This is a genomic window from Oceanobacillus alkalisoli, from assembly GCF_021556485.1.
Lineage (GTDB): Bacteria > Bacillota > Bacilli > Bacillales > Amphibacillaceae > Oceanobacillus > Oceanobacillus alkalisoli.
In genome coordinates, this window is record NZ_JAKGBW010000001.1 from 329522 (window position 1) to 342115 (window position 12594).

Here is a 12594-nt window from a genome sequence, read left to right on the forward strand (position 1 = left end):
CGTTGAATAACGTATAAATATTACCATAGTTTAAGCTTCTATGTCAAGCATCCATCTAAAATAAATCATCCATTCGTTTCCCATATTGCTTCTTGTGAAAATAAGCATGTAAACAGTCCGTTTCGTCAATTCGTTTCACGGAACTATCGGTACCACGGAGAATAATCAAATGTCTTCTTTCCCTTTTAAATTGACTGAATACATCCATCAATGTTGAATTACCTGTTAAATATAATGGTTCGATTTTTTTAACGTCTTCATTCCCCCTGTATCTCCGCATTAGAAAGCGCAAAAATACATAAAATCGGCGTTTCCATTCCAGTCTGTTTTCAAGAAACAGAAAAATCATGATTGCGGTATAGGTCAACGTAAACGGATAGAAAAATATATAACCAAACGCAAGACTAGCACACAAACTTAAAGATAATAAAAAAATGCCATCCAATGCTTTTCTAAAAGGGAGGATGACCGATAAGAAGTAGAAAAGAATTTTCCCGCCATCAAGTGGCCAGATTGGCAATAAATTAAATAAAAGAATGACTGTATTATACCATAGCGCTGTTTGAAACAATGATTCTGAAATCGCTCCAACAGAAAGCAATACTTCCAGGGCAGCATAGATTGGGATATGCTGAAGCGGCCCTGCCAATGTAACGATTAATTCCTCCTTCACAGGACGATTACTGTGTTCGTCTGTTTCCATTACTCCGCCAAATACCCAAAGCATTACCCGCTTGATCCGCCACCTGAAAAACTTTGCCGCCAGATAATGTCCCATCTCATGGACAAACACAATCGCAAAAATAATTGTCATTTCCATGAAAGTACCAGTCAATAAAGAGATACCAATAAATAAAATAAGTATGGGGTGAATGTGCAGTGGAGGAAGCAGATTACGGACCATCATCAACCACAATCACCTTGACTGGATCGAGGAATGTATTATCTTTCTCTAAGGAAAAAAATACAGATTCACTGCTTTCTGTTGGCGCAAATGTTCCGATTCGCTCGTTTGCTGTTACGTATTGATACAGATGGACATCAATATTTGTTAAATGACCATATCTGGAATTCGTTCCGTCAGCATGTTGGATAACGATTGTTCTACCTGTGTCTGGATATCTGCCGGCAAATACTACAACCCCTTCATGATGAGCAACGATATCCGTCTCTTTACCTGGGGATATTTTCACACCTGTCCCGTTTGTTTGAAAGGTTTCAATGATGTCCCCGTTTATAGGCATGACTACTTCTTGATGTTCATCAGGCAAATCTGCAGGCTGCGGGGAGAATGCTAATGGGCTGCCGAAAACATCCCTGTACCAGCTATTTACTTTAGCGAATTGAAAGTCTTTACGCAATAACTGATGGACAACTTCCTGCGGCTTTGCCAGTAAGGCATGATTCGTAGTCATTAATAGGGCGACTGAAAAGAATAGGATGCCTGCAAGAATGCCTTTCATCATGAGGCCGGTTACGAAATCTTTGCTCGCTTTCTCTTTAAATACATAGTTATTGATTTCTGGTGGGTATCCGTGCTTTTCTTCTGCTTGGTGGAAGATCCCGCTGTCTTGTTCTATTCCTTTATTTGGTACATTACGTTCCTTTTTACGTTGTTCTATTGCTTTTCTTACTTTTCTAATATCCTTGCTCATTCCATTCACCGTCTTTCCTGCTATTTCCTTACCAATATATGAAAGCTCGTCCGGTGTTATGAATGGATATTTCTGTATAATATAGAGAGAGGAATGAACCACTCTCTACTGGAGGTCCGCAATCCTTATACTCCTGCTCCTGCGGGATAAGAAAAGCATCGATGAGACCCCACAACGGGTTTGCCAGGGTGGAGGCTCTCATCAGGCGCCCGTGGAAAGGGTGTATGGGCGCTGCGGAACTGGAGTAGCGCAAAAATATTATAAAAAAGCCGATACCTGAGTGATATCGGCTTTATGAGTTATTAATAAAAATATAATTTTATGAGCGCATACCGATGAATTTTTTGAAGCGTTGGAAGATGCCTTTTTCTTCTTCTAAAGATTGCAGTGGAACGTTTTCTCCGAGTATTCTTCTTGCGATATTCCGATAAGCAATAGAAGCTTTAGGGTTGGGGTTTAATGCAACAGGCTCCCCGTTATTAGAAGCTTTAATTACTTCTTCATCATCGATTACAATACCAATTAAATCAATTGCCAGTAACTGAACAATCTCATCTACTTCCATGATGTCACCACTTTGCATCATATGGTTTCGGATTCGGTTAATAATGAGGCGCGGTGCTTCTGTCATATCTTCCTGCTCCAAGAGACCAATTATGCGATCGGCGTCACGCACACTTGACTTCTCAGGGTTGGTTACGACAATTGCCCGGTCTGCTCCTGCTATAGCATTTTGGAATCCCTGCTCAATTCCCGCAGGACAATCAATGATGATATAATCATATTCTTGCTTCAGTTCTGCAACGATTTTTTTCATGCCTTCCGTAGTGACTGCAGATTTATCACTGGTTTGTGCAGCTGGGAGAAGAGTCAAAGAGTCGAAGCGCTTATCGCGAATCAATGCTTGATTTAACCGACAGCGTCCCTCCACAACATCCACAATGTCATAGATAATTCGGTTTTCAAGCCCCATAATTACATCAAGATTTCTTAAGCCTATATCCGTATCAATTAAACAGACTTTTTTCTCCATTAAAGCTAATGCTGTACCTATATTAGCGGTTGTTGTTGTTTTGCCAACGCCACCTTTACCAGAAGTAATTACAATAGCTTCACCCATTTTGCATTCTCCTTTCAAATCCGCTTATTTCATTTCGTTTCCGTGAAAGAAGCTTCAACGAATCAATGATGATTTTATCTTCATTATCATCAATAACGCCACACTCCATATAGACACCATCTGCCACGTAGTCTGGTGCGCGGCTAATATAATCAGCAATCCGCAACTGGGTCGGCTTCATATAAGATGCTGCAATAAACGTATTGCGGTCACCTTTATAACCAGCATGGGCAATTCCGAATAAATTACCTAAAACATAAATGTTACCAGTAGCCATTACCTTGCCACCAGGATTCACATCACCAATAAGCAAGAGATCACCTGTCACTTTTAAAACTTGTCCAGAACGAATAATCCGGTGAGTCCTCTTAATTCCACTTTCTTCCTTCCAACGTAGCGCTTCATCACGATGAACAACATTTGTTTCAATAGCAGTTACTTTGAAATGATTATCCTCTTCAATCATAACTCGTAATCTATCCCGCTTTTCTTCATCTACAAAACGATTGCCAGATTGTACTTTCACAGAAACAAGCGGTTCATTCTTGTTCTGTTGAGTCGATTGTAATTTATCTTTTAATTCGACCAGGGCTTCCTCAAACGGCACTTCATCGTCAATCATTAATGTAAGGCCTTCCCTGTTCCCTTTTATTGTGATTATTGGTTTCTTTTCATGCACAGTTCGTCACCTCTTCCAAAAAAGCCCCGAATATCCTCATCTTAATTTCCACGATCCAACTGTTCCTTACTCCACTGAACAATCCTTTTCTTGAATAAAGGAAATAAAAGCAGTAAAAATAACAGATTAGCAAGTATTGTCGGAAGCATTCTTCTCAGTAAATAATCCGACCAAATCATATCAGTCACACCTATTACGGTATACATCATGTAAATTAAACCATCTGCAACCGCAATTGCTGTGACACCTAAAATAAGCAAAACGTAAAAATTCCGGTGCAATAATTTCTGTAAGCCGTGGATGGCATAAATAGCTATCCCATAAGAAAACATGTAAATACCGAGAATACCTGTATAGACTACATCAATTAATAACCCAAAAATAAAAGCATAAGTAATGGAATAATATGTATCCTCCACATCGTAATAAACAGCAATGTAAACAAGGAATACAAGAACCCAGTGAGCGATGATCAGATTGGTACTCAATACTATTTCATTTGGCAGGAGATTGATTGCTAAGCCTTCAACGATAACAAGAACAAGTAGAATGAGTGGTAAGTAAGCCTTTTTCATTCCTCATTGTCCTCCTCTTCCTCATCAGCCGCCTCGCTGGATTCATCAACCTGGTCAACTGCACGGTCAAGTACGATAACATGATTAATATCATACATATCAGATGCCGGTTCAACAAGAGCAATCTGGGTTAAACCGTATTGATCAGATGTTACTTCTTTAACTGTACCAATCGGAACTCCAGCTGGGAATACGCCTCCCATCCCGGAAGATACGACAAGATCATCTTCTGCAATATCTTTTTCGGATTCCTCAATGATACGGAAGAGTAAAGAATTCGTCTCCTCATCAAACCCTTCGATCATACCGAATATATTACGTCCTTCATCCCGTGAAACCATTGCAGATATCCGATTAAATTGATCAAAGCCAGTTAACAGCTTCACTCGTGCAGTAACATCATTAGCTGATTGAACCTTTCCAATCATTCCGTCTGCCGTCATCACTAACATATTTGCTTGAACACCATGCTTTTCACCTTTATTGATTGTCACTTGTTCGAGCCATCTTTCAGGAGAGCGTGCAATAACAATTGCCTGAATTGCCTCATGGCTGCGAATGGAATCAGATTCCATCAAATCAAGAACATCCCGTAATTCTTCATTTTCTTTATTGACTTCCTGCACTTCATAAATAAGGGAACGATATTGGCTAAGCTGTTCTTTCAATATTTGATTTTCCTCGTATGTGTTGCGGAAGTCTTTGATATTTGTAAATACATCTGTTGTAAAATTGACTGGTGTGTGGACGACATATTGCACCCAGCCAACTGCATCATTTATGAATTCTTCTGCAAAGGTGACATTTATCCGGTCTCTGAAGGTATAACCGACAAGCACGACGAGCAGGATAAATCCAATCAGAAAGATAAAAAGCCGTTTATTTCTAAAAAAGCGCATGAAAACACCTACTTAATTATTTGAAGATAACGTTGATACATTTGAATTTCGGAAATGGTGAATATAATCAATTGATTTCCCTGTTCCTATTGCCACACTTTCAAGTGGCTCTTCCGCAATGAAAACTGGTATTTTCGTTTCATCACTAATGACTTGATCAATATTTTTAAGCATTGCACCACCGCCTGTGAGTACAATACCGCGATCCATAATATCAGCAGCAAGTTCCGGTGGTGTTTTTTCAAGTGTGTTCTTCACCGCTTCAACAATTGCCTCCACTGTTTCATTTAAAGCAGAAGACACCTCTTTTGCGGTTACGGTTATTGTTTTTGGCAGGCCGGTCAGCAAATCTCTTCCTCTAATGTCCAATTCACTATCTTCTGTCACTTCTCCAGCTGTTCCAATATCTAATTTAATTGATTCTGCTGAACGTTCACCGATTAGCAAGCTGTATTCTTTGCGGATATAATTAATGATCGCCTCATCCATATTATCACCGGCAACACGGATTGAACGGCTTGTCACCACTCCGCCAAGGGAGATTACTGCAACCTCTGTCGTCCCTCCGCCGATATCAACAATCATACTGCCTGTAGGCTCCCAGACGGGAAGACCTGCACCGATAGCAGCAGCGAAAGGTTCTGAGATTGCAAATGCCTCGCGGGCTCCAGCTTGTTTCGTTGCATCAATTACCGCTCGTTCTTCCACCATTGTAATTCCAGACGGGACACAAATCATGACATTTGGTTTCTTAGCAAATATGGAACGTCCACGCATTGCCTTCTTAATATAATAATTCATCATTGCTGCTGTTGTATCATAATCCGCAATGACGCCGTCTTTCATCGGACGAATAACCGTTATATTTCCCGGCGTTCTACCAATCATATTTCTCGCATGACTTCCTACCGCTTCAATATTACCAGTTTCCGAATTTTTGGCAACAACAGACGGCTCACGTACGACTACTCCTTTACCTTTAACGAACACCAATGTATTTGCAGTACCTAGGTCGATACCAAAATCTTGAGAAAAGCTAAACTTTGCCAATCCAATCTCCCTCTCCGTTCACGAATTTCTTATATGTAGTTTAACTATATCTATTTCTGAAACCTCATGCAAACATTCATTTTATCCTAATTTTCAAGATTAAGAAGCGCCACTTTCAATTGTTAGCAGAAAAATGGCGCTTGATATAACAATCCCTATAATATTATACGAAATAAATGATAAAATAGATAGTCTAATATTGTTATAGATAACCTTTTTCCTTCAATGAAACAAATTTACGATTTCCAATGATGAGATGATCCAGTACTTCGATTCCCATTATTTTGCCCGCCTCGACTAATCGTCTCGTTACATGGATATCTTCCTGGGATGGCGAAGGATCGTAGGGTAGGAATCAAGCGCCTTATTATGTTTCCATAATAGGTTTCACAATTCCCCCCTCCGAACCGTACGTACACCTTTCAGCGTATACGGCTCTCCAGTTGATTAATCGGAATTTGCTTTTCATGGTGTTTATGGTGACAGTCATAGCATAGGGCTAAGGTTTTTCGGTTTCGTTCAATCATAATACGCTCTAAAAGCTTGAGATTTTTTTCTTCAAGTCTTTTAGTTTCCTTATATGATGGACTTCCATTTGACCTTCAGTCGTTCCACATGCTTCACATTGGTTTGCTAATAAACGTTTTTCAAACTCTGTTCTACCCGAATATTTATATACATTTGAGATAATATCAGATTGTGTTGAGTCTGCTTTTATAGCACCTTTTGTTTTTGGCATATCCTTCATCCTTACAAATTGATGGAGGATTTCATTGCCCTTTTTGTCATAGCGTACAAGACATAGCACACCTTGCTTATGCTTTCTCATACTATTTGCTACTTTTGCCGAGGTGCTGCGTCGTTTATTAGCCATCGTCTTGATAAAACTACTCTCCGCTAGGTAGAATAATCTATCCAAGTGGTGATAGTTATTTGCTAGCTTGTAATAGTTGGCAATGCCACGTAGTTCCGCGTTGTAGGTCATTAAAATCTCTAGTTCAAAGTTATTAATAAGTTTTGTCCTATGCGTTATTTTGAAATCGTCTAAATTTCCATAGTTATTTTTTAATGCGAAATCTTTTATTTTACTTGAAGGGATTTCTAGTTTAATCGCGTCCGATAAGGTCCTTTTCTTCAGTGGCTGTCCGTAATTCTTATATTTCACTCGTTTGACCTTCACTTCTTGCCACGTTCGGAATTCATACCCTAAAAATGGAACTGGATTCTCTAGATGTGTAACAAGTGTCTTTTCTTCGCTTAATTCCAATGCCAATTCATTTTCGAGAAATTTTCCTGCTAACTCTTTAATCTTCCTTGCGTGTTCTTTATTCCCTGCAATTCCAATAACGAAATCATCAGCATAGCGAACGTACTTCATTCTTCGATAATTTTCATCCATTGGGTCTGTTGATGGAACGGTTAAACCTTTCTTTTTTAGGTCGCGTATCAGTTCTATTAGTTCTGATCGTCCCTCCCAATGTTTGTGTCCGTATTTATCGTCTAGTCTGTTTATTTTTCTTTTAGTAGAGTCAATTTTTGATCTAATAGCTCTTGTTTCTTTCCTTCTTACACGGACTTTTCCTTTATCGAATTTCTTGATTTGTTCTTCCACGAACAAGTCAAGCTCATGAAGGTAGATGTTCGCCAGTAATGGAGAGATAATTCCTCCTTGTGGCGTTCCACTATACGTCTTATTAAACTGCCAATTTTCCATTACGCCACATGTTAATGCGTTGTGTATGAGAAGTAGAAACCTTCTATCCTTAATTTTCTTGGAAATTAACTTGATTAGAATTTGATGGTTGATATTATCGAAAAATCCTTTAATATCCCCCTTAATACACCAAGTCAATCCCTTCCAAGTGTTTTTAATTTGTGATAGAGCTGTGTGACAACTTCTTCCTTCTCTAAACCCATGTGAATTGCTTGAAAAGACAGGTTCGTAAATATTGTCTACAATCATTCTCATAACTTCTTGGACAAGTTTATCTCGAAAATTTGGCACCCCTAATGGTCTTTTCTTACCATTGGATTTTGGAATATAGACTCTTCTTACTGGTGAGAAACGAAATGTACCAGCCTTCAATTGCTCGATGATTTCATCAATTTTTTGTAGGCTACATCCATCAATTGTTTCTTCAGTAGTTCCCTTTGTGAGATTTCCTGCGTTCGGATATAACTTGGCGTATGCCTTTATCCATAACTCTTTGTTGTACATTAGACGATAACAATCTGTTACTTTAAGACCATGTAAAGAGACATTCCTTATAACGTCCAACTGTCGAAATGGATTATTTGCCATATTCATGACTCCTTTCATGTTGACGTTAACATCAACCTGTTTTTCTTCCCCATGCTAAACTCATTACAAGCAAACGTTGGGTACTATAAAAACTCCATTATCATATGCAATTTTCATAGACCTTTGTCTAATAGCTACAAGGCACTTGCACTTAGATAATCCCTGCATTATGACATAAATTTAGAAATGTGATGGTTAGGTATCCCTTTCGACGTTTTCTTCTAGTGGAAGATTGAAGGATAAATCTTACTATGGACAGGAAAGCGGCGATTTCCAACAGACGCTCAGGCGATACATCTCCCATTTTATCCTCATTACCTGTTAGCTATCTTAGGTAATGGCGCACCCATCGCTCATTCGTCTAGGATTCAGGCAGTATAGCTTTTACCATACATCACTTGGTCTGAAGAACTGACTCAGGCGTAGATAGCTTGCCTGTCTATTCTCCTTTTCACATCATGCTATGTTCCCTCTATGAGTTTCCTCTCAAGGTAAGATGCTGACCATAGAACGTTGTAAGAAGTTCTAGATTTCCATTGAAATCGCTAAATTTATGCACCTTGCAGGCGCACACCGGATGGATGATTATGGCAAACGATGATCGATGCAGCTGAGCGTTTAACAGCTTCACGATACACCTCGCGAGGATGAACGATCGAAGCATTAAGGCTCCCGACAAAAATCGTTTGCCGGTGAATAACGTGGTTCTTAGTATCCAGGAACAAAACAACGAAATGTTCCTGTTTTAGCAGGCGCATTTCCTCCATAACGTAATTCGCTCCGTCATCAGGTGAGCGGATTACGTATTTATCATCGGGTTTATATTGGCTCATTCTCTTACCAAGTTCAATTGCAGCTAGGATTTGAACCCCTTTTGCATGTCCGATTCCCTTAATCGCTGTCAACTCTTCAAGCGTGGCATCATGCAATAGTTTTAAGCCTTCAAAATGCATAAGCACCCGGTTGGCGAGCATCATGACAGATTCTATTTTCGTACCGCTTCCAAGCAAAATGGCTAAAATCTCCTGATTGGTCAGATGATTTGTTCCAAGCCTGATGGCACGCTCCCTCGGTCTGTCTTCTTTTGGTACATCTTTAATCATGATTTGCATCCCTATAACCTCCTTTCTTGTTCTCACTTTACGAATTATGAAAATAAAACTCAACTTGCTGTTTCTCTGTTTTAAAGGCTCTTTTACCGGGAGAAATCGAAAAACCACCTGGAGATATTCTCCTTATCAGGTGGTTTTCTATGTTCATGTTTCATAAACGGATAAGTTACAAATTATCATAGGCTTGCATAACCTGCAGGAGATAAACTCCAACATCTTCTGTAGGTGCCTCTATGACTTCAACGAGATTTTCTAACCTTTCTCCTTGAGGTGTATGCTCCGAATGGTTCAAGAGTGGAGTGTTTTCTTGCGCAGTTAATGCTTCTTCCCACACTTGGCCAAACTGTTCAATCCATTCAGAAGCTTCTTCGTGAAGTTCTAGCTCCTTCTCCGTTGTTTGCCATTGTTTAACAAATACATCAAATCCCTCACCTTGTAACTCTATTGCGCGCTGTTTAGCCAAGTCTTCTGTCTGGTAGATTCCGATTAATAGAAAATATTGCTCATCTCGTTCCCAAATGAATGCTGGTTCACCTGCTGACGTAAAAGTGTCCCGCCATTCTTCCGCATTCGCCTGCTCCTCAAACAGCCCGGCTTGAAGAACGTATCCAGCTAGTGCTGCCAGTTGTCCTGAATGTACTTGACTGTCCGTTTCTTGAGCCGTAACAGCTGCAGATGGACTTACCTCTTCCTCTGACTGTTCATTTTCAATACCGGTAAATAAATGGATTATAAACATTCCTAATACTGTACCGATTACGCCCGCTGAAAGAATGGTTACAACAACAGGTGCAAGCCAGCTTTTTTTCTTTGCACTTTTTGGACGATAGTGGACAGGGGTTATGTCACTTTTCACTTCCTTTTTCACCGCGCTGCCATCCTCAATAATCCGGTCATCTGTATATTTATTATTCGTCATCTTTTCACTCCCTGCTAGAATACCTTTGCATCACTCTAGCATAATCAGAATGAAAAAGTAGAAGAAATTTGTCAGTTGGATTGTAAAACTTTTCTACATCATTTTACGTTGATTCAATAAATAGTGACGCACTTCTGTTATAAAGTGGAGTGAACCTGTAATAAAATAAACACTGTCATTATCTGGTATGTATTCGAGAAGTGCTTTATAATCAGGGTTCACTTGTTCAACCGGAATGTTACGTGGCAAATTATTTAGATTCCATGCACGTGGATGTTCAAAGGTAGTAAGCGTAATATGCTCAAATTGTTCCGATAATAAATCAAGCATTTCTGCTATTGCTTTATCGCGAAACATGGCAACAATGACTTGTTTGTTCGCATCAGGATATTGCTCATGAGCAGTCTGAATAAAAGCTTTTATCCCGGCCGGATTATGAGCAGCATCGAGTATAACTACCGGATTGTGCTGAACACATTCAAATCGACCAGGCAGCATGGTATCCTCTATTTGGCAGATTGCTTTTTCGAAGTCCAGTTTGAAACCACTTTGCTTTAAAATATGTAAAGCTTGTAAAGCAATTGAAGCATTATCTTGCTGATGCTCTCCTTTCATTTGCAGATTGAAATACAAGCGGTTAAAATCCATTCCAAGTTTAAAACAGGGAGCGTGCTTTTTCCGGGACTCTTCTTTCATTACAGCAAATGCTTCCTCATCCAAATCTCCGACAACGACTGGTATTGTTTCCTTAATAATTCCAGCTTTATGCCAGGCTATTTCCGACTCACCTTCACCTAAATAATCCATATGGTCGCGTGCAATCGATGTAATAATCGACAGAATCGGCTGCACGGCGTTCGTCGTGTCGAATCGACCGCCCATGCCCGCCTCGATCAGAACAAATTCCCCATTTTGCGCAAAAAAACAAAACGCCAGAGCAGTAAGTACTTCAAACTCTGTTGGCGCCAAATCCGCTTCGTCCATTTCTATAACATGCGGCAGAATGTGATTCATCTGTTCAACCATTATTTTTTCAGGGATTTCCTGATCGTTTAACAAAATATGTCCGCGTACCCCTGTGAAGCTCGGTGATGTAAAAACCCCGACCTCATAGTCATTTGCCTGCAAAGCTGCTTTAATAAAATGCAGTGTCGAGCCCTTACCGTTCGTGCCAGCAATATGAATTGCTTTAAAATGATTTTCTGGATTACCTAATCGGGCTAGCAACTCATGAGTCCGTTCGAGACCCGGCTTCATTCCTAACTTTTTTCGTTCATTGAAAAACACTTCCACCTCTTGTATAGTAGAAAACATGATAACACCGCTTTCCTCAATTAATCGTAAATTCATTATAACAGAAAGGAAAATGAATGTTGAAACGAACAGGATGGATAATCTATAACGGCAACTTGCCTGGAAGTAAGTTTCTTGATTTCGCAGAGATGCTGCAAAAGGCAGCAGAAAAATTCAATAGTAAAGCAAAACTCATTAAAAATAATGATTTACTTAGTTTGCTTACAACTTCAAAACTTGATGTATTATCAGAAATGCCTCTCCCTGATTATGTTGTATTTACGGATAAAGATATTTATTTAGCGAAACAATTGGAATACCTAGGTGTTCCTGTATTTAATAAGGCCGAGGTAATCGCTGTAAGTGATGATAAGATCGCGACCTATCAAGCACTTGCTAAATTAAATCTGCCAATACCAAAAACAATAATTGCTCCCAAAATATTTCACACAGGAAGTTTTGATGAACGAGTTATCGAGATGGCAATCGAGGAAATCGGCTTTCCTCTTATAATGAAGGAAGCGTTCGGTTCCTTCGGTGAGCAAGTATATCTTGTTGAAAGTAAAAAAGAACTCAATAAGAAACTCGAGTTAATTGGCAATAAACCATTTGTTTTTCAAGAATTTGTCCGAACGAGTTATGGAGTTGATCTGCGCCTTCAAGTAGTTGGTAATAAGGTCGTCGCTGCTATGAAGCGAAAGTCTGACAATGATTTCCGAGCCAATATTACGGCGGGAGGTCGGATGGAAGCTTATACACCAACACAATCAGAAGAAGAGATCGCAGTGCTGGCAACAGAAGCAATTGGAGCAGATTTTGCCGGAGTAGATTTACTGTATGGTGAGGAAAATCAGCCAATTATCTGTGAAATAAACTCCAATGCACATATTCGGAATCTATATGAATGCACAGGAATCAATGCGGCAGATTATATGATGGAATATGTTTTAAACAAGATAAAAGATTATTAAAAAACGGCTGGAAACCCAG

11 protein-coding genes and 2 pseudogenes are annotated in these 12594 nt (G+C 39.5%); 1 reads left to right on the top strand and 12 read right to left on the bottom strand.

Annotated features, from left to right (window positions below; translation table 11 throughout):
* Positions 1 to 55 precede the first annotated feature (55 nt).
* From LZD48_RS01820 to LZD48_RS01875, 12 genes and pseudogenes are all read right to left on the bottom strand, one after another.
* Entirely contained in the window at positions 56 to 907 is an 852-nt protein-coding gene (locus LZD48_RS01820) for a M50 family metallopeptidase (RefSeq protein ID WP_235761016.1), read from the bottom strand.
* Complete coding sequence (locus tag LZD48_RS01825) at positions 894 to 1655, bottom strand: M23 family metallopeptidase (RefSeq protein WP_235761094.1); 762 nt, start codon at positions 1653 to 1655, stop codon at positions 894 to 896. The genes LZD48_RS01820 and LZD48_RS01825 overlap by 14 nt, the downstream gene beginning before the upstream one ends.
* Before the next feature lie 319 nt (positions 1656 to 1974).
* Entirely contained in the window at positions 1975 to 2775 is an 801-nt protein-coding gene (gene minD, locus LZD48_RS01830; RefSeq protein ID WP_235761017.1) for a septum site-determining protein MinD, read from the bottom strand.
* Positions 2768 to 3454 carry a septum site-determining protein MinC gene (gene minC / locus LZD48_RS01835; RefSeq protein WP_235761018.1) on the bottom strand — a complete coding sequence of 229 codons (687 nt, stop codon included), beginning with the start codon at positions 3452 to 3454 and terminating at the stop codon, positions 2768 to 2770. Before minC ends, minD begins: the two co-directional genes overlap by 8 nt.
* A gap of 41 nt (positions 3455 to 3495) precedes the next feature.
* Positions 3496 to 4029, bottom strand: a complete 534-nt coding sequence (mreD, locus tag LZD48_RS01840; RefSeq protein ID WP_235761019.1) for a rod shape-determining protein MreD — start codon at positions 4027 to 4029, stop codon at positions 3496 to 3498.
* On the bottom strand, positions 4026 to 4928 hold the full coding sequence (gene mreC / locus LZD48_RS01845; protein ID WP_235761020.1) for a rod shape-determining protein MreC: 903 nt from the start codon (positions 4926 to 4928) through the stop codon (positions 4026 to 4028). The genes mreD and mreC overlap by 4 nt, the downstream gene beginning before the upstream one ends.
* Positions 4929 to 4940: 12 nt before the next feature.
* Entirely contained in the window at positions 4941 to 5978 is a 1038-nt protein-coding gene (locus LZD48_RS01850) for a rod shape-determining protein (protein ID WP_235761021.1), read from the bottom strand.
* Positions 5979 to 6180: 202 nt separating this feature from the next.
* A pseudogene (locus LZD48_RS01855) lies at positions 6181 to 6321 on the bottom strand (JAB domain-containing protein); the annotation flags it as partial.
* Between the two features lie 79 nt (positions 6322 to 6400).
* A pseudogene (locus LZD48_RS01860) lies at positions 6401 to 8280 on the bottom strand (reverse transcriptase/maturase family protein).
* 551 nt (positions 8281 to 8831) lie between these two features.
* On the bottom strand, positions 8832 to 9392 hold the full coding sequence (gene radC / locus LZD48_RS01865; RefSeq protein ID WP_235761023.1) for a RadC family protein: 561 nt from the start codon (positions 9390 to 9392) through the stop codon (positions 8832 to 8834).
* Positions 9393 to 9558: 166 nt separating this feature from the next.
* Complete coding sequence (locus LZD48_RS01870) at positions 9559 to 10311, bottom strand: SPOR domain-containing protein (protein ID WP_235761024.1); 753 nt, start codon at positions 10309 to 10311, stop codon at positions 9559 to 9561.
* Positions 10312 to 10404: 93 nt separating this feature from the next.
* Positions 10405 to 11625, bottom strand: coding sequence for a bifunctional folylpolyglutamate synthase/dihydrofolate synthase (locus tag LZD48_RS01875; RefSeq protein ID WP_235761025.1), 1221 nt, complete (start codon positions 11623 to 11625; stop codon positions 10405 to 10407).
* A 59-nt stretch (positions 11626 to 11684) separates the two neighbouring features.
* On the opposite strand from LZD48_RS01875, the gene LZD48_RS01880 reads away from it, so the two are divergent.
* Complete coding sequence (locus LZD48_RS01880) at positions 11685 to 12575, top strand: ATP-grasp domain-containing protein (RefSeq protein ID WP_235761026.1); 891 nt, start codon at positions 11685 to 11687, stop codon at positions 12573 to 12575.
* Positions 12576 to 12594: the final 19 nt, after the last annotated feature.